Raw genomic sequence first — 17,512 nt, 5'->3', positions numbered from 1 at the left:
CCCCCCCCCCCCGCCCCCCCCCCCCCCCCCCGCCCCCCCCCCCACCCCCCCCCCCACAAAAACCCCCCCCCCCACACATACGCGCCCCCCCGCCCCCCGGCGGGGGGGTTGCGCGCCCCCCCCCCCGCCAGCGCCCTGCCCGTCTCGACCTTGCAGGCAATCGACTGGTCGTCGATGGAGCCTTTGGCGCGAAGCGTGATCAGCGCTCGCGAGGAATCGTCGCGATAAGCCTCCTTGATCGGTGCCTGCATGGCCTTGAGTGCGGTGGCGTCCATGTTGCATTCCTTTTCGAGTCCGTCGCGCTTTGATAGCACTGATATGCCGGCGAGACAGCGCCCCCCTCTGCCTGCCGGCCACCTCCCCACAGGGGGGAGATCTGCAGCTTCGCCGATGGCGCTTTCTACGCCGGCGATTAGCGAAGGCGGTCGCGACATCCAATCTCCATCCCTGTGGGGGATGTCCGGCAGGACAGAGGGGGCGTGAAGGAACGCTAGCTCGCGAAGAGTTACTTTGACTTCGACCGCCCGAGCCATACCTAAGCAGAGTCATTCCCGCGGAGGCATCATGCCGTTCAAGCTGAAACTGATCTCGCTTACCCTGTTGGTGCTTGCAGCCTTCGCGCAGCCAGTCGTCGCCGAAACGCCCGAGCGCCCCGCACCGGCAGGCGGCGTGCTGTCGCTGCTGCCGGCACCGCAGACGACCAGCCATTCAATCACCATTGCCGGGCGCAAGCTGGACTATCAGGCTAAGGCCGGCACGCTGTCACTGCTATCCGGCAAGGGCGAGGTCACCGCGGAAATCTTCTATGTCGCCTATACGCTGCCGCCACTGGCGGGCGCGGAGAAGGCTCGCCCCATCACCTTCGTCTTCAATGGCGGCCCGGGCGCGGCATCCGCCTATCTGCATCTCGGCGCACTCGGCCCGCGTGTCGTCGCGACCGGCGCCGATGGCCAATTCCTGCCGCCGCCGCAAAAGCTGATCGACAATCCCGACAGCTGGCTCGACATGACCGACCTCGTCTTCGTCGATCCGGTCGGCACCGGCTACAGCCGCGAGGCCCCCGGCCAGGACACAAAAGATTTTTGGGGCGTCAGCCAGGACGCCAGTTCGATCGGCGCTTTCATCCGGCTCTATCTCGCCCAGAACGGCCGCACCGGATCGCCGCTCTTCCTTGCCGGCGAAAGCTATGGCGGGTTCCGCGCGGCACTTCTCGCCAGGACCCTGCAGGAAGATGTCGGCCTGAGCCCCAACGGCATCGTGCTGATCTCGCCTGCACTGGAGTTCACGCTGGTGCTGCCCGACGAATTCCAGCCACTGCATTGGGCGCTGGAACTGCCCTCGCTGGCGGCGGTGCGCCTGCGCAGCGAAGGCCTCAGCGGCGAGGCGCTGCGCGAAAAGCTCGCCGAGGTCGAACACTATGCTATGGGTGACTACCTCACCGCTCTGGCCGGCGGGCTGGAACAGGGTGGGCGGCTGGCCAGCCAGCGCGTGGCCGAGATCACCGGCCTGCCGCTCGACCTCGTGCAACGCAATTTCGCCCGCATCCCGACCGCCCTGTTCGCGCGCGAATTCCAGCGCCCCAGTGGCAAAGTGCTCAGCCCGTATGACGGCACCATCGCCACCAGCGACATCGCCCCGGAGAGCGCCCGCAGCGCCGGCCCAGATCCGGTGCTCGACCGCAGCGTGCCGGCGCTGACCTCGGCCTTTGTCGGTTATGCGCGCGACGAGCTGAATTTTCGCACCGATGTCAGCTACAGGTTGCTCAATGGCGATGTGACCCACGCCTGGGACTATGGCGGCTCGCGGCAAGGCTATGCCGGGGTGATGGACGATCTGCAGCGGGCGCGCTCGCTCAACCCGGGGCTCGGCGTGGTGATCGTCAACGGCGACACCGATCTGGTCACTCCCTATCTGGCCTCACGCTATCTGGTGAGCCAAATCCCGACGCTCGGCGGGGCAAAACCCATCCGTCTCGACGTCATCGAGGGCGGCCACATGATGTATCTCAGGCCGGGCGGCCGGCGCGCCCTGAAGGAGGCCGCTTCGGAGCTCTACCAGGCAACACAGTGAACGGCGTGCCCACGCTGTCGGCCAGGCTGCGCCAACGCAAGCTTGCCACTGGCGTAGCGCCCCGCAGGCTTTCGCCCGTGTAGCCTGCAATGGGAGCCTGATTGGGGCAGGCTTCTTCTTCGTCCTCTTGACAGCGCCGGACACGCCGCATGGCCGATATTGCCATTCTGGAAACCCGCGAAAGGGTGCTTGCCGGCATCCTGTTCACCGGCTGCGCCTATTTCCTGTTTTCGACCCAGGACGCCGCGATCAAGCTTCTGGTCGTCGGCATCAGCGTCTGGCAGATCATGTTCTTCCGCTCGATCGCTGTGCTTATCGGCTGTGCTGCAATCGGCGGACCGCGCATCTTTGCCGACACAATGCGCTCGCCCATCGTGCGGCCGATGCTGGTGCGCAGCGCCTTCACGCTCGGCGCCTGGCTCTGCTACTACAACGCCGCCCGCTCCCTGCAGCTGGCCGAACTCACCACCATCTATTACGCCGCCCCGATCATCGTCACCGTGCTGTCGGTGGTGATGCTTGGCGAAAAGGTGCCGCTGTTGCGCTGGCTGGCGGTGTTCATCGGCTTCGTCGGCGTCTTCACCGCCTGTGATCCCGCTCGTCTCGGCTTGTCCGTGCCGATGCTCTTGGTACTGGCGGCGGCAGTGCTGTGGGGCATTGCCGTGGTGCTGTTGCGCAAGACGGCGCTGGCCGAGCGCACGCTGATCCAGCTTGTGCTCAACAATTTCTACTTCCTGGTGTTTTCCGCGGTGCCGGCGCTGTTGGTCTGGCAGATGCCGGACTGGCGCCAGTTGCTGCTTTTGATCAGCGTCGGCGCGCTCGGCGGCGTGGCGCAATTTATGCTGTTCGAAGGCATGAAGCGGGCGCCGGTGTCGATCGTGGCGCCGTTCGAATACACCTCATTGGTCTGGGCCTTCGGGCTCGGCTTTGCGATCTGGGGCGACGTGCCGCGTCGCGAGGTGTTTCTGGGGGCGGCGTTGATCGTCGGCGCCGGCCTGCTGATCATCGGCAACGAGCATTTCCGCAAGCGGCTATGAGTACCCCGTGCTGACAGCATGGTGGCAGGAGAAGACGGATAGGCTGCTGAGATGACGGAAGCGCTCGACGGCCCAGGCACCACAGATACCGCTGCCGAGCGTACGCTCGGCATCATGCTGGTGGCGGCCTCGGCGGCTTTCTTCGCCCTGACCGGCGTGCTGACCAAATCGATCCACGCCGACCCGCTGATCATCACTTGCTGGCGCGGCTTTGTCGGCGCGATCCTGATCACCTTCTATGTGCTGTGGCGCCGGCGCCGCTCCGGCGGGCGGGAAAGCTTGCGGCTTGGCTGGCGCGGCTGGTTGCTGGCCCTCGAGGGCGCCGCGGCCAGCATCGCCTTCATCTCGGCGTTCAAATTCACCTATGTCGCCAATGTCGCGGTCATCTACGCCACCGCGCCCTTCATCACCGCGCTGCTCGCCTTCGTGCTGGTGCGCGAGCCGTTCCGGGCGCAGACGCTTGCCGCCGCCGCCGTTTCGCTGTGCGGCGTGGCGATCATGGTCGGCTCCGGCTTCGGCAGCGGTCATCTGTTTGGCGATGGGCTCGCGCTGCTGATGACCGCCGGCAGCGCGCTCTACATGATCATGGTGCGCGCCTTCCGCGACACGCCGGTGGTGTGGGCGGGCGCAGTCTCGGCGCTTCTGCTGTTCGTGCTCGGCTGGTTCGTCACCGACCCCCTGGCGATTTCTGCTCGCGACGCCGTGCTGCTCGTCGCCTTCGGAGGATCGTTCGCGGCGGCGTCGATCCTGTGGACGGAAGGCTCGCGGCTGATCCCTGCGCCTGAGTCCGGCCTTCTCGGTGCCGCCGAAGTGCCGTTTGCGATCCTGTTCGCCTTCCTGTTCCTCGGCGAGATCGCGCCGGCCGCCAGCCTGATCGGCGGCGCCATAGTACTGTGCGCGGTTTTCGCCCATGCGGGGCGCGACTGGCTGGCCGCGAGAAAAAGTGCGGCAACCCAATAATTATTTTCCAAGTCATGGAACCATCATGCGGATCAGGCAGTTTTATGTGCGACGGGTCACCCCCCAAGTCCCCCCAAACCCCTCGACCCGTCCTCCTCAAAGCCGACCGTAAAGGTCGGCTTTTTCTTTGGACATCAGCCGGCAAAGCCGGGCAAGGCGAGGTTGTCGCTGAGCAGGATGGCAAGATCGCGCGCCGGCCGCTCGGCGCCCTGGCCGAGTTTTATCGCGAATTGCGCTGTCGGCACCGGCGGCAGGGCGAATTCGCGCGGTGCTTCGGCAATGCCTGAATGGGCAAAGCGGGCGGTGCGCAAGGTCAACGCGATGCCGGCATTGACCGCCGTGCGTAAGCCGGCAAGGCTGGCGCTGCCGGCGGCAATGCGGTAGCGGCGGCCGGCAGCATCGAGGGCCGCGAGTGCTGCTTCGCGAAAGCCGCAATAGGGGTCGAGCAGCGCCAGCGGCAATTCCTCTTCCCGCACGGCAAGCCCTTTTTGCGAGCACAGCCACAGCATCGGCTCACTGACCAGCCCGACTTCGTCATTGGCCGGCGTCTTGCGCATGACAACGGCCAGATCGAGCTGCCCGGCCTGCAGCGCCTCGCCAAGCTCGGCCGAACGGCCGACGCGGAGTTCGACCCTGACGCGCGGATGGCTGGCCGCGAAGGCGCGCAGCAGCTCCGGCAGGCCGCTATCGGCGAAATCCTGTGTCGTGCCGATAGCGACGCGACCGGCGGCACGCGCGCCCTTGAGCGCCAACCAGGCCTCGCTGTGCACGGCAAGAATGCGGCGGGCATGACCGACAAGATCCTCGCCGGCCGGCGTCAGCCCGCGCCCGCGCCCCTGCGCCACCAGCAGCGGTTCGCCGACGATCTCCTCCAGGCGCTGCATCTGCGCGGTCACCGCCGAGGGCGAGCGGCCGACAGCAGACGCAGCCTGAGCCAGCGAGCCGCCATCGACAAAGGCAAGGAAGGTTCTGAGCAGATCGGGATCGAGCACTTGCATACTTCGATAATACAGAACCTTTTGTTCGAAACAATTCGTTTTTTTTGATTCAAAGACGGTGGCATTGTCTCTCCAACGGCAAACAGGCGCCGCTCAAACGAAGGAGAGAAAAATGCCCATCATCAACATCAGCATCACCGGCAAGCCCGACGCCAAGCTGTCCGCCATAATTGCCAAGGAAATCACCGGCCTGACCGCAACCCATCTGCGCAAGGACCCGACGATCACCGCCGTCGCCGTCACCTATATCGACCCGCAGCACTGGTTCGCCGGCGGCAAGTCGCTGGCAGAGCATGGCGCCAATACTTTCTGGCTCGACATCAAGGTGGTCGACGGCACCAACACCAAGCTGGAGCTGGAAGCCTATCTGAAGGCGATCTTTGAGGCCTTCGGTAAGTTGCTGGGTGGTGTGCACGAGGAAAGCTATGCCTTCGTGCATGAAGTCCCGGCCGCGGCATACGGTTATGGCGGCAAGTCGCAGGAGTTCCGGTTCATCAGTGGGCGGCTGAAGGCCACGGCCTGATTGCTACCCAGCGGGAGGATGAAGCCTTGTATCAAGCGCGAAATCCTCCCGGAGATGCAAGCTATAAAGGCCTGCCGCCCGGTTGGGATCGAACACCAGGTTCCAGCTGTGCTGGGATACCGCGCTGGGGATCAGAAAGAACGGATGCTTTGCCAGTAGACCATCGCCGAACTGCTGCTGTCCCGCGCCCGGGATGCCGGGACGCAGCCAGTTCGCGTTCGGAATATCGTCGGTTTGGACCACATAAATCTCTGATGGATCGACGATGTCGAATGCCGTCAGCACGTGAGGGACAGTATCCAGCGTGCGAAACCCCTTGTGGACCGCCACCTCCAAGATGGCGGTCGATGGGTCGATGGACGCATATACGGCTCTGATCCCTTTGCTGTTCCACCTTCCCCCAAGCTTGAAGGCTCCTTCGCCACTGTCCCAGCTCGCCTTGAAGCGTCTGTGATCAAGCCTCCAGCCCAACAACTGCCCTGTTCCGAGGGGGCCCGGCAAAGGCGTCACGCGTAGACACCATAGTCGAGCCGCTCAAGAAACTCCTGCACAAGCGCAGTGCCCGCCGCCGTGGCCAGCAGATCGATCGGCCGGCGATTGTCCAAACCCATGGCAGACTCGATCATCCATTTTTCCGCGTCTTCCTGAGTCCCGAGCACGGACGTGGCCTTTGTCAGGAGCTTGGCGAAGTTCCAGGTTCTGGAACCTTGCTCCCGACTGAGGGTCTTGGAGTGATCCGATTTGTGCCGCTGAAATGTCCGCTCGCTCATGCCGAATGCGGTCTCAAACGCATCGGCGGGATCAATGACCATCAGATGCCTGACGAGGCTTTCGAGCGCCTGGCCCGGAATTCCATGCAGGATCATTTCATGTGCCTCAAGAGGACTGGCTACCGAGAATCCAAGAACCTTCCGTCCACCAAACAGGTCGACCATTCGTTCGAACTCCGGCTCCATATGTGGTGCCTCGGCAAAACCCAGCGGGGAACTGGCCATATTACCTCTCCGTCACGTGTCGCTTTATTTACGACACGTGTCGCAACATTTCAAGGCCTGCGTTTGGGTCATTGCCTGGTGAGGTCAGGTGGAACACCGCTCCCTCGCACCCGCGCATTGACCTTGCTCCCCATTGCGCTACCCTCTGCTCTCGAAGCGGACGAAGAGCCGCATACCGGACCGTTGGGAGAGACGCGGCATGATCCTGACACTGGCGCTGCTTGCAGGCCTCGTGCTGGCCTGGCTGCTGATTGGCGCGATCGAGACGTTTCGTCTCGACCTGCGCTTTACCCAGGCGCTACTCTATGTGCCGTTCAAGCTCGCCTACCGGATCGATGACCGGCGCATCCGCATTGCCCGCAACGCGCCGACGCCGGTGATCTATGTGGTCTCGCACCAGTCACGCTTCGAGCCGGCGCTGATGCTGTCGCTGCTGCCCGACGACACGCTGCACATTCTCGACGAGGCCTCGGCGCGCTCGCCCTGGACGGAGCCTTGGCGCGAGCTTGGCCGCACCATCGCCTTCAACGCCGAGCATCTCTTCGTCAGCCGGCGGCTGGTCAGGGTGCTGAAGGGTAAAGGCCGGCTTGCCGTCTATCTGCCCGGTGACGTCGAGCCCGATGTGAAGACGTTTCGCCTGTTCCGCGCCGTCACCCGCATCGCCATGCAGGCCGACGCCCGCATCGCGCCGATCTTCGTCACCGGCGCGCGCGACCTGCCGGTTTCCTTGACGCCAAAGAACCGGGCGCCGCGCCACTGGTTCCCAAAACTCTCGATCAGCGTGCTGGAACCAATGACGATTGCCGAACTGGTGGCGCGCAACCCCGACCAGGCTTCCAACACAAATGCCTTGTTCGACCGCATCGCCGAGGCGCGGCTTTATGGCAGCAACCTCGATCGCGGCCTGTTCCTGGCCATGCGCGATGCCGCGGATCGCACCGGCGCCTCGCACCCGATCATCGAGGATGTGATCAGCGGCTCGCTCAGCTATCGAAAAATGTTCATCGGCGCGCGCGTGCTCGGCCGCCGTTTCGAGGCGGTGGCGGCGCCCGGCGAAGCGGTCGGGGTTTTGCTGCCCAACGCCAATGGCGTGGTGCTGTCCTTCGTCGGCCTGCTCTCGGCCGGCCGGGTAGCGGCGATGATCAACTACACGGCAGGGCCGGCCAGCGTCACGGCCGCGGTCCGCACCGCAGTCATCCGAACGGTGGTTTCCTCGCGCGCGTTCGTCGAAAAGGCGGCGCTTGCCGACATCATCGCCGCGGTCGAGGCCGGCGGCGCCAAGATGCTGTGGCTGGAGGATGTGCGCGCAAGCGTCACGACGCTGGAAAAGCTCGCAGCAGCGGTGCTCTGGCGGTTCCCGCTGCAGCGGCAGGATGCGGCCAAGCCCGCCGCAATCCTGTTCACCTCAGGCTCGGAAGGCACGCCCAAGGCCGTGGTGCTGTCGCATCGCAATCTCCACGCCAACGCCATGCAGGCTGAGGCGCGCATTACCATTTCGCCGTCCGACATCCTGCTCAACGTGCTGCCGGTTTTTCATTCTTTCGGCCTGACCGGCGGTACCATCCTGCCGCTGGTGACCGGGGTAAAACTGTTCCTCTACCCGTCACCGCTGCACTACAAGATCATCCCGGAGATCGCCCGCAAGGTGAAGCCGACCATCATGTTCGGCACCGACACTTTCCTCGCCAACTATGCCCGCACCGCCAAGGATGGCGATTTCTCCAGCCTGCGCTTCGTCGTCGCCGGCGCGGAAGCGGTGAAGCCGGAGACGCGGCGCGTTTATCGCGAGCGCTTCGATGCCTCGATCATCGAGGGGTTCGGATTGACGGAGGCCGCTCCCGTCGTCGCCGTCAACACCGCCATCCATGGTCGCGACGGCACGGTCGGACGGCTGTTGCCGGCGATGCGCATGAAGCTCGAACCGGTCGAGGGTATCGAGGGTGCCGGCCGCCTGTGGCTCGACGGGCCGAATTTGATGATGGGCTACATGACCGCTGACCGGCCCGGCGAATTGCAGCCGCTGGACGGCTGGCACGACACCGGCGACATCGTCTCGGTCGACCGCGAAGGCTTCATCACCATTCGCGGCCGGGCAAAACGCTTCGCCAAGATCGCTGGCGAGATGGTGTCGTTGGGCGCCGTCGAGATGCTGGTGCAGTCGCTGTGGCCGGAAGAGCGCCACGCCGCGGTGGCGGTGCCGGACAAGAGGCGGGGCGAGCGCATCGTGCTGGTCACCACCGCCGACGACGCCGATCCGGAAGAACTGCGCGCCTTCGGCAAGAAGGCAGGTGCGGCCGAACTGATGGTGCCCAACGACATCGTCAAGGTCGAGGAGATCCCGGTGCTGGGTTCCGGCAAGACGGATTATGTCTCGACGCGGAACCTGGCGATCGAGAAGCTGGGGCTGGGCCTGGCGGCTTAGCGTATCTCCCTCCTTGAGGGGAGATGGCCGGCAGGCCAGAGGGGGTCGCCTCGCGTGAAGCGCCGACGTCCTCTTCGCTCAAACGAGGTCGCGTCCGGGGCGTACCGACCCCCTCTGTCGCCTTCGGCGACATCTCCCCCTCAAGGGGGGAGATAACAACTACCCAATATCCGACGGCGGCACTTTTTCGCCCTCGCGCTTGGCGCGCTTCGAATACGCCCGCACGCTGAAAGGCAGGAAGATGAGATAGCCTGCGACAGAGGCGGTCAGCGTGTACCAGGGATAGGTCATCAACAGCAGGACGTAGAGAACGACCGCCAGGATGATCGGCAGCACCTTGTCGCCCGGCACTTTCAGGCTTTTGCCGGAATAGACCGGCAGCCGGCTGACCAGCAGGAAAGCGACCAGGACGGTGAAGCCGGTGGCGACGAAGGCCGTCAAGCGGTCGGGCTCGAGACCGAGCCGCAGGAACGACAGATAGAGCGGCAGCATAACCAGCACAGCGCCGGCCGGCGCCGGCACGCCGACGAAGTATTCGCTCTGCCAGATCGGCCGGTCATGGTCTTCGTCGAGCACGTTGAAGCGCGCCAGCCGCAGGCCACAGGCGATGGTGAACAGAAGGGCTGCGATCCAGCCGAATGAGCCGGCGCGGTCGAGCAGGAAGGCGTAGAGCACCAGTGCTGGTGCGACGCCGAAATTGACGATGTCGGCTAGCGAATCCATCTGCGCGCCGAATTTGGATGTCGCCTTCAACATGCGCGCCAGGCGCCCGTCTATGCCGTCCAGGAAGGCGGCGAGCAGCACCATCACCACGGCCGGCTCGAAACGGCCCTCGAAGCCGAAGCGGATGCCGGACAGGCCGGCGCAGATGGCAAGCACGGTGACCAGATTAGGCAGCACCATGCGCATCGGAATTTCGCGGATGCGCGGGCCGCCGCTGCCATGGGCCTCGAACTTTTTGAACGGCGCGCCCACCGCTTACGAAATCCTGACGAGCGGGGTTGCGGCGACGCCGCCGAATTCGGCGAGCACGGTTTCGCCGCCGACCGCCGTCTGGCCGACGGCGACGCGCGGCACCGCGGTCAACGGCAGGAAGACATCGACGCGCGAGCCGAAGCGAATCAGGCCAAAGCGTTCGCCGACGGCAATGGAGCCGCCGGTCTCGGCCCAGCAGACGATGCGGCGCGCCACTAGGCCGGCAATCTGCACGGCGACAACGATGCCGTTGGGACTGTCTATGACCAGCCCGTTGCGCTCGTTCTCCGAGCTTGCCTTGTCGAGTTCGGCATTGAGGAACTTGCCCGGCCGGTGCTCGATTTTGGTGATGCGGCCGCGCACCGGAGCGCGGTTCACATGGCAGGAAAAGACGTTCATGAACACCGAGATGCGGGTCATCTCGGTGTTGCCGAGGCCAAGCTCGCGCGGCGGCACGGCCGGGCCGACCGCCGAGATGACGCCGTCGGCGGGACTGACCACCAGCCTGTCATCGACCGGGGTGACACGCTCGGGGTCACGGAAGAAATAGACGCACCAGGCGGTCAGGATCAGGCCGATCCAGAACAGCACCGAGGAGAAATAGCCGAGGAACAGCGTGCCCGCACCAAAGGCGGCAATGAACGGATAGCCCTCGCGATGGATCGGAACGAAGGCATTCTTGATCGAATCGACAAGGCTCATCGGATGGGGCTCATGGGATGGGGGCGGTCCCTGTTTCAGGTCCGGCCTCAATACCGGAAAGGCTCCGCTGCCGCAACGCAACATTGGGCAAGGCCGCATCGTCCGCAGCCGGCAGGAACGGTGACGTGCTTGCCTGCCGCCGGCTTTGCCGCCAGAATTCGGGCCAACGCCGGCTGAACGCGCGGCGAAAAGGCCGACTGCCATGGCGCCAAATTCAGGCAAAACGTATCTTGTTGCCATACGATCGGCAGCCGTGGGTGCCGTTTTGACCGTACTTGTGGCAGCGAGCGACCACGCAGTTGCGCAAGGCAAGCCATCCTTCGACTGCGCCAAGGCCGCCAGCTTGGCGGAAAAGGCCATTTGCGCCGATCCGGTCCTGGCGCAAGCCGATGCCGACGTCGCGAAGAATTATACCGCGCTGCTGAAGAGGCTCGATGCTCATGCCGGGAAGGCGCTGCGGGACGACCAAAGCGATTTCATCGCCTATCGCGATCAGATCGCCGGTTTCAACGAAAGTTCGCCCAAGAACCAACAGACTTTCGATCTCGGCGAATTCCTGCGCGACCGCGCAACCTTCCTGTCCGGCATACGCAAGCCCCCCGATGCAGGTTTGATCGGCACATGGAGCAACGTGCGCGGCAGCGTCGACATCAAGGCTGTTGGCGGAGGCAAGGTCGAAATCTCGGAAGATGTCGTTTCCAATCCAGTCTCGGGAAGTGGGTCATGCGAGATCGACGGCACGGTCGAGGAGCGCAACACTCTGCGGCTGGTCGACCGTGCCGTCGACAACGACAACCCAACCGGTTTTGTCTTCACCTTTCGCCGCAACGGCGATGCGCTTGCCGTCGAGCAGAGCGGCACCGGCAAGGACGACAGATCCGAGCCACCGTCATGCGGCGCCAACGGCCATGCCGATGGCACGTTCTTCCTGACTGAGAAAAAGTAGGCTTGCTGTCGCTAACCCGCCGCAGCGGAGCGATCAAAGTGGGCATTGAGCTCGGCCATAGCGGCCTCAGCGAGGCTTTCATCATCCTTGCCGCGCAAGAGCACACCGCCGTTCCGCAACGATTGAAAAAGGAAGACTTGGCCTGATGCCAGCACCACCCAATTCACGATTGCTCCTTCCTCCTTCTGCACCACCGAATTCGCAGAAACGATGGCATCCGTCGGGTCGAAGCCTGCCTTGCGGAGCAGGAGGTCGACGGCGGCGGGAGCATGGTATTGTTCCGCCAGCTCAATGACCGCTGTGATCTCGGGCTCTTCAGCAATGCCAAGCTTGGCGCCAACTTTCGGGGCGTTAGCCGCTAGCGGGCTCTCACCTTGCGGTATGACAAGCAACTCTTCTGGAGCGATGTACTCGTAGACCGTGACGTGTGTCTCCGTCGCACTGCATAGTCGGGTCTTCTTCGCGCTGGTCTGAAGTTGAAAACCAGCTGTTTCTCTCCTTCTATGTTCAGCATCCTTGCCATGCCGAACGCGATTTTGATCTCGGGCGGCGCGATCTTGGCGCAGGCAAGGCCGGCCCCGACATCGCGCCAGCTCAAGATCATCTGGCCTGCCAAGTTGCCAACGGACTTATGAAGAAGCCTGCCTTCGCGCTTCGGATTGGCCATCACCAGCCGGTGTATGACGTCGTCGTAATCGTCACTATCGACAACTTGCAGATCAGGCCATGACGCGATCCAGCGCGCCAAAAGGTTTTCCATGGGCGCGGCCTCATCCGCAACGTAGAACGCATGATCAAGTGTATCGAGAAAATCATCCCGCCCGCCCTCGAAGCCCGTCTGCTGGGCGGCTTCGTTGGGATGGTCTGCAATCCAGCTGGACATCTTTTCCAAAGTCGCAAGCTGGCCCTTTGCGCCACAAGCAGTGAGTCCAGCTCGTGCGTTGGCAATCATGGCGCCGATTTCCTGCCCGGCATTGTGGATGAATTGACTATGGCCGCCGTTCTTTACCTCCGAAGAGTACGAGTCGGCATGAAGGACCTGCATCGCCTTGGTGTCGATTTCGGGATAACGATAGAGTCCTTTGGAAACCATCGCTGTGACGAATTGCATGACAGCGAAGACGAGAAAAAACGGCTCTTCATCAGGATCCTCGACGTTCGAACGAAGTACGACGACTGGCAACGGCAGGCCGAATTCCAACTGCTTTCCAGAATCTGATGCCGACTTCTCGGGCGTTTTCTTGGATTTGCGGGAAAAGAAACCGAACATCGAAAATACTCTCTTGGTCGCAAAACTTGCGCGAACGGGTTATTTCCGACGCGACAATATCAGCTGCCCTCAAGGATTAAAGGCACTCTGATCCAGAGGCATTCGCACGATGGTTTGCCGAATTGTCGACGGTCATGTCGGGGCGCCACAGATTCATACGTCCTTGGCAGGAAAGCGCTTCGCGACAATGCCGAATTGCGGCGAGTCGACAAACCAGGGTCAGAGATGCCATCCTCGAAATCAGTCGCCCTGAACGCCAAGGTCATTACAGAAGGCCTCGCTTTCGGAGAGTCTCCCCGCTGGCACGACGGACGCCTGTGGCTCTGCAACTGGGGAACCGGAGAGATCGTCGCGGTGGATGAGGACGGCGGGAACCAGGTGATGCTCACCGTGCCGGCCATCCTGCCCTATTCGATCGACTGGTTGCCGGATGGCCGATTGCTGATCGTCTCGGGTCGGGATGGCTTGTTGCTGCGGCAGGAGGCGGATGGAACGCTGGCCACCCATGCCGATCTTCGGTCGCTGTCAAACAGCCCGTGGAACGAGATCGTCGTCGACGGGCGCGGCAACATCTATGTCAATGGCGGCGGGTCGGCGCCTGCACCGAGCGAGCATTTCGGGCCCGGCACCATCGTGCTGATCACGCCGGACGGCTCGGTTCGACAAGTGGCCGAGAACATCGCTTTCGCCAACGGCATGGCGGTGACGCCGGACAACAGGACACTGATCGTGGCGGAGTCGCATGCCAACCGGCTGACCGCCTTCGATATCGCGGAGGATGGCGGGCTTTCCAACCGCCGGGTCTGGGCCGATCTCGATGGCTTTCCCGACGGCGTCTGCCTCGATGCCGAAGGAACTGCCTGGTATGCGGATGTTCCCAACAAACGCTGTGTGCGGGTGCGCGAAGGTGGTGAGGTCTTGCAGTGCGTCAATGCCGATCGCGGCTGCTTTGCCTGCATGCTCGGCGGCCTGGATGGCAAGACGCTGTTCATCGTTGCCGCCCAATGGCGCGGCTTCGAACATATGATCAGCGATGCCCGCACCGGCCAGGCAATGAGCGTCGAAGCGCCCGCACCTGGCACGGACTGGCCCTCCTACATCTCAGGCAGACGCTGATAATTGGCGATATCGGCCTTCACACCCAGCCGGGCAATGGTCTCCTGCGGGTTGAAGCCCGCCCGCTCATGGGCTGCCTTGACGATCGGCACGACATTGTCGACGGCCGCCTGGTTTTCCCATTCGACAATGGTGACCAGGTTGAACTCGCCCGGGCCCGAAAATTGCTCGAGCACGAAATCCTGGACGAAGCCTTGCTGCAGGCGCAGCAGTTCATGCGTTGCCCTGACCTTGCGAAGGATTTCTTCACGGGCCTCGGCAGGAACGACGAATTTGTCGACCCTGAACACGGCTGCCTCGGCAAGTTTATCCATTTGAATCTATCTCCGTTCTTGAACGACTTGGGTTCGGTGGCTCAGGAACGGGTTTGCGATCTCAACTTAGGTTGAGGTCAAGGGGAAATTTTCGGTGGTGATGATGGAGACGACGCTGCATATCTCCCCCCTCGTTGGGGAGATGTCCGGCAGGCGAGAGGGGGTCGGTTCGACTGGATGCGCCCCCCTTGCGACAGATGGAGGTTAGCGCTTCACGCGCGGTGACCCCTCTGTCGCCTTCGGCGACATCTCCCCCTCAAGGGGAGATTGGCGCTCCGCCACCTAGCTCAACTCCGACGTCCTTCTGCGCACAACCACACCCAACTCATCGCTCTCCCTGGCGATCCGAAGCCTCTCTTCGGCTTCCGTCGCTTCGCGCTGGCGGTCCCACATCGAGGCGTAGAGGCCGTGCTTTTGCATCAGCTCGGCATGGGTGCCGCGCGCGGCGATCTCGCCGTCCTTGAGCACGATGATCTCGTCGGCGGTGATCACCGTCGACAACCTATGCGCAATGACGATGGTGGTGCGGCCCTTGCTGACCAGGTCGAGGGCGGCCTGGATTTCCTGTTCGGTGTGGCTGTCCAGCGCCGAGGTCGCCTCGTCGAGCATCAGGATCGGCGGCGCCTTCAAAATCGTGCGGGCAATCGCCACGCGCTGCTTTTCGCCGCCCGACAGCTTTAGCCCGCGCTCACCGACCATCGAGCGATAACCTTCCGGCAGCCGTTCGATAAACGGGCCGATCTGGGCAAGCTCGGCGGCTTTCTGCATATCCTCTTCGCTGGCACCGATGCGACCGTAACGGATGTTGTAGGCGATGGTGTCGTTGAACAGCACGGTGTCCTGCGGCACCATGCCGATCGCGCCGCGCAGGCTCTGCTGGGTCACATCCCTGACGTCCTGGCCGTCGATCAGCACCTGACCACCCTGGACGTCGTAGAAGCGGAATAGCAGCCGCGAAATCGTCGACTTGCCGGCGCCGGACGGTCCGACAATGGCCACCGTCTTGCCGGCCGGCACCTCGAAGGAGACACCTTTCAGGATCTTGCGGTTGGGATCGTAGGCAAAATGCACGTCGCGGAACTCGACCTTGCCGGCTGTAACGGCCAGTGGCTTGGCATCCGGCTTGTCGGTGATTTCCTGCGGCACATCGAGCAGGTCGAACATTTGCTCGATGTCGGTCAGCCCCTGGCGGATTTCGCGGTAGATGAAGCCGATGAAATTGAGCGGCACCGCAAGCTGCATCAGCATGGCGTTGATGAAGACGAAATCGCCGACCGTCTGCGTGCCGGCCTGCACCTCCAGCGCCGACATGCACATGACGATGACGGTGCCGAGACCGAAGATGATGCCCTGGCCGAAATTCAGCCAACCGAGCGAGGTCCATATTCTGGTCGCCGCCATTTCATAGCGCGCCATCGAACGGTCGAAGCGCTCAGCCTCCATACCCTCGTTGTTGAAGTATTTGACGGTCTCGTAGTTGAGCAGCGAGTCGATCGCCTTGGTGTTGGCGTCGGTGTCGCTGTCGTTCATGTCGCGGCGGATCGAAATGCGCCAGTCGCTGGCGCGAACCGTGAACCAGACGTAGAGCCACACCGTGGCCGCCACCACGACCACATATTTCCAGCCATAAGTGTAGGCGAAGATACCGGTGGTCAGCGCGAATTCGAGGATGGTCGGCGCCGTGTTCAGCATGATGAAGCGCACGATCGTCTCGATGCCCTTGGTGCCGCGCTCGATGATGCGCGACAGGCCGCCGGTGCGGCGCTCGAGGTGGAAGCGCAGCGACAGCTGGTGCATGTGAACGAAGGTGCGGAACGCGAGCTGGCGCACCGCATATTGGCCAACGCGGGCAAACAGCGCGTCGCGCAGCTGGTTGAAGCCAAGCTGCACCAGCCGCACGACATTGTAGGCGACGACCAGCATCACCGGCGCCAGCAGGAAAGATGGCAGCGGCGGCGGCGATTTGGCGTCGCCGGCTAGGGCATCCGTCGCCCATTTGAAGAAATAGGGCCCGGCAACCAGCGTCAGCTTGGCAACGACCAGAAGCAGCGTCGCCCAGGTGACGCGTGCCCTGAGATCGGGGCGGTCGGCCGGCCACATATAGGGCCACAGATTGCGCAAGGTGCCGAAGGTCGAGCTATCGGAAACGGTTTTTTCTGCCACTTGTCTTTCCTTTGGGGTGAGAGGTCAGCGGCCGGAGCAGCAGGAATTGACGAGTGCGGTCAGCGATGCGGAAACGTCGGCGAGCGCGGCGCGGTCGACTTCGTAGCGCGAGCGCTGACGGTCGGATTGGAAGCGGACCAGCCCGGCTTCGACCAGGATCTTCAGATGCTGGGACACGGTGGACTGCGCCAGATCGAGATGATCGACCACCTCGCGGCAGCAGCAGGAATTGCTGGCCGAGAGATGTCTAAGGATCTCGATGCGCGCCGGATGCGAGAGTGCCGCGAAGCGGGCGGCAACGGCGCGGCTTTCAGGCGGTGCCAAGTTTGCGTGGTCTGGTTCAGCGAGCGAGTCTGCCATCGTTCATCGGCGATAGACGATGAACGGGTGCGTGGCAAGCTAACCCGATGGGTAGAGCGACCTAATCTCCCCCCTCGAGGGGGAGATGTCGCCGAAGGCGACAGAGGGGGTCGGTACGTCCTGACGCAACGTCGTTTGCAGCAAAGAGAAGGTCGGCGTTCTATGCGCGGCGACCCCCTCTGGCCTGCCGGCCATCTCCCCCTCAAGGGGGGAGATCAAGCGCTCGGCCGCTACTGCGTCTTCACCGGCGCCGTTGTCACCTGCTCGCCCATCGCCTTGAGGTCGGCGGCTTCGCCTTCCTTGGACTTTTCCGGAACCTTGAACACCTGCCCGGGCCAGATGCGGTCGGGATCGCTGATCTGGTCCTGGTTGGCGAGATAGATGGTCGAGAAGCGCACGCCGTGACCGTAGACGCGCCGCGAGATCCGCCACAGGGTGTCGTGTCTGCGGATGATCACCGCGCCGTCGGCATGTTCAAGCTTTGGCGCCACCGTCTCTGGCACATCGGGCGTTGCCGCCGCGACGACGGCTGGAACCTCAGCGGCAGGCGCTGCCGGTGCCGCAGGTGCCCCGGCAACCGCCGGGGCAGCCGGAGCCGGCGCTTCAGCCGCCGGTGCGGCTGGTGCGGACGCGGCAGCAGCTGGTCCGGGCTTCGCAGGGG

General features: G+C 63.4%; 18 protein-coding genes and 1 pseudogene. 7 read left to right on the top strand and 12 right to left on the bottom strand.

Annotated features, from left to right (window positions below; genetic code table 11):
* Nucleotides 1-275: pseudogene (locus NKH35_RS28955) on the bottom strand (hypothetical protein); the annotation flags it as partial.
* 289 nt (nt 276-564) lie between these two features.
* Here NKH35_RS28955 and NKH35_RS28950 point away from each other — a divergent pair.
* The 3 genes from NKH35_RS28950 (at nt 565) to NKH35_RS28940 (ending at nt 4,067) form a co-directional block, all read left to right on the top strand.
* The gene (locus NKH35_RS28950; RefSeq protein WP_023752519.1) at nt 565-2,070 is read left to right on the top strand and encodes a S10 family peptidase; all 1,506 of its coding nucleotides are present in this window, start codon (nt 565-567) and stop codon (nt 2,068-2,070) included.
* Between the two features lie 149 nt (nt 2,071-2,219).
* Entirely contained in the window at nt 2,220-3,107 is an 888-nt protein-coding gene (locus NKH35_RS28945) for a DMT family transporter (protein WP_023735494.1), read from the top strand.
* Between the two features lie 51 nt (nt 3,108-3,158).
* Nucleotides 3,159-4,067 carry a DMT family transporter gene (locus tag NKH35_RS28940; protein ID WP_023735495.1) on the top strand — a complete coding sequence of 303 codons (909 nt, stop codon included), beginning with the start codon at nt 3,159-3,161 and terminating at the stop codon, nt 4,065-4,067.
* Between the two features lie 134 nt (nt 4,068-4,201).
* Here the strand turns inward: NKH35_RS28940 and NKH35_RS28935 are convergent, their stop codons facing one another.
* Nucleotides 4,202-5,065, bottom strand: a complete 864-nt coding sequence (locus NKH35_RS28935; protein WP_352917175.1) for a LysR substrate-binding domain-containing protein — start codon at nt 5,063-5,065, stop codon at nt 4,202-4,204.
* Between the two features lie 112 nt (nt 5,066-5,177).
* Between NKH35_RS28935 and NKH35_RS28930 the strand changes: the two genes are divergently transcribed.
* A complete protein-coding gene (locus tag NKH35_RS28930; RefSeq protein ID WP_023735497.1) occupies nt 5,178-5,588 on the top strand; it encodes a tautomerase family protein in 411 nt (136 codons plus the stop codon).
* 3 nt (nt 5,589-5,591) lie between these two features.
* On the opposite strand, the gene NKH35_RS28925 is transcribed toward NKH35_RS28930, so the two are convergent.
* Together NKH35_RS28925 and NKH35_RS28920 are read right to left on the bottom strand one after the other, a co-directional pair.
* A complete protein-coding gene (locus tag NKH35_RS28925; protein WP_352917172.1) occupies nt 5,592-6,098 on the bottom strand; it encodes an RES family NAD+ phosphorylase in 507 nt (168 codons plus the stop codon).
* The gene (locus NKH35_RS28920) at nt 6,095-6,583 is read right to left on the bottom strand and encodes an Xre family toxin-antitoxin system antitoxin (RefSeq protein WP_023727360.1); all 489 of its coding nucleotides are present in this window, start codon (nt 6,581-6,583) and stop codon (nt 6,095-6,097) included. Before NKH35_RS28920 ends, NKH35_RS28925 begins: the two co-directional genes overlap by 4 nt.
* Before the next feature lie 199 nt (nt 6,584-6,782).
* Between NKH35_RS28920 and NKH35_RS28915 the strand changes: the two genes are divergently transcribed.
* Nucleotides 6,783-9,005 carry an AMP-binding protein gene (locus NKH35_RS28915; RefSeq protein ID WP_352917171.1) on the top strand — a complete coding sequence of 741 codons (2,223 nt, stop codon included), beginning with the start codon at nt 6,783-6,785 and terminating at the stop codon, nt 9,003-9,005.
* Between the two features lie 159 nt (nt 9,006-9,164).
* On the opposite strand, the gene pssA is transcribed toward NKH35_RS28915, so the two are convergent.
* Both pssA and NKH35_RS28905 read right to left on the bottom strand, forming a co-directional pair.
* Nucleotides 9,165-9,980, bottom strand: a complete 816-nt coding sequence (gene pssA / locus NKH35_RS28910) for a CDP-diacylglycerol--serine O-phosphatidyltransferase (RefSeq protein ID WP_023672701.1) — start codon at nt 9,978-9,980, stop codon at nt 9,165-9,167.
* A 3-nt stretch (nt 9,981-9,983) separates the two neighbouring features.
* The gene (locus NKH35_RS28905) at nt 9,984-10,766 is read right to left on the bottom strand and encodes a phosphatidylserine decarboxylase (RefSeq protein WP_280791026.1); all 783 of its coding nucleotides are present in this window, start codon (nt 10,764-10,766) and stop codon (nt 9,984-9,986) included.
* 181 nt (nt 10,767-10,947) lie between these two features.
* On the opposite strand from NKH35_RS28905, the gene NKH35_RS28900 reads away from it, so the two are divergent.
* Nucleotides 10,948-11,628 (top strand): lysozyme inhibitor LprI family protein, encoded by a 681-nt coding sequence (locus tag NKH35_RS28900; RefSeq protein ID WP_198028989.1) that lies wholly within the window; start codon nt 10,948-10,950, stop codon nt 11,626-11,628.
* An 11-nt stretch (nt 11,629-11,639) separates the two neighbouring features.
* Here NKH35_RS28900 and NKH35_RS28895 read toward each other — a convergent pair whose 3' ends face one another.
* Together NKH35_RS28895 and NKH35_RS28890 are read right to left on the bottom strand one after the other, a co-directional pair.
* On the bottom strand, nt 11,640-12,020 hold the full coding sequence (locus NKH35_RS28895; RefSeq protein WP_352917168.1) for a hypothetical protein: 381 nt from the start codon (nt 12,018-12,020) through the stop codon (nt 11,640-11,642).
* Nucleotides 11,987-12,898 (bottom strand): DMP19 family protein, encoded by a 912-nt coding sequence (locus NKH35_RS28890; RefSeq protein WP_352917166.1) that lies wholly within the window; start codon nt 12,896-12,898, stop codon nt 11,987-11,989. The genes NKH35_RS28895 and NKH35_RS28890 overlap by 34 nt, the downstream gene beginning before the upstream one ends.
* A gap of 225 nt (nt 12,899-13,123) precedes the next feature.
* Between NKH35_RS28890 and NKH35_RS28885 the strand changes: the two genes are divergently transcribed.
* Nucleotides 13,124-14,014, top strand: a complete 891-nt coding sequence (locus tag NKH35_RS28885; RefSeq protein ID WP_352917164.1) for an SMP-30/gluconolactonase/LRE family protein — start codon at nt 13,124-13,126, stop codon at nt 14,012-14,014.
* On the opposite strand, the gene NKH35_RS28880 is transcribed toward NKH35_RS28885, so the two are convergent.
* The 4 genes from NKH35_RS28880 to NKH35_RS28865 all read right to left on the bottom strand — a co-directional run.
* Nucleotides 13,993-14,328 carry an antibiotic biosynthesis monooxygenase gene (locus tag NKH35_RS28880; RefSeq protein ID WP_023685667.1) on the bottom strand — a complete coding sequence of 112 codons (336 nt, stop codon included), beginning with the start codon at nt 14,326-14,328 and terminating at the stop codon, nt 13,993-13,995. The two genes, NKH35_RS28885 and NKH35_RS28880, sit on opposite strands and share 22 nt — an antisense overlap.
* A gap of 282 nt (nt 14,329-14,610) precedes the next feature.
* Nucleotides 14,611-16,491, bottom strand: a complete 1,881-nt coding sequence (locus NKH35_RS28875; RefSeq protein ID WP_352917163.1) for an ABCB family ABC transporter ATP-binding protein/permease — start codon at nt 16,489-16,491, stop codon at nt 14,611-14,613.
* Nucleotides 16,492-16,515: 24 nt separating this feature from the next.
* The gene (locus NKH35_RS28870) at nt 16,516-16,851 is read right to left on the bottom strand and encodes an ArsR/SmtB family transcription factor (protein ID WP_286460755.1); all 336 of its coding nucleotides are present in this window, start codon (nt 16,849-16,851) and stop codon (nt 16,516-16,518) included.
* A gap of 230 nt (nt 16,852-17,081) precedes the next feature.
* The coding region (locus NKH35_RS28865; RefSeq protein ID WP_352917162.1) for a LysM peptidoglycan-binding domain-containing protein at nt 17,082-17,512 on the bottom strand (431 nt) is incomplete at its 5' end.

Origin of the sequence: Mesorhizobium sp. M1143, from assembly GCF_040318435.1 — a bacterium.
In the GTDB taxonomy this organism is placed as follows: domain Bacteria; phylum Pseudomonadota; class Alphaproteobacteria; order Rhizobiales; family Rhizobiaceae; genus Mesorhizobium.
This window is presented reverse-complemented; position numbering and strand designations above follow the sequence as displayed.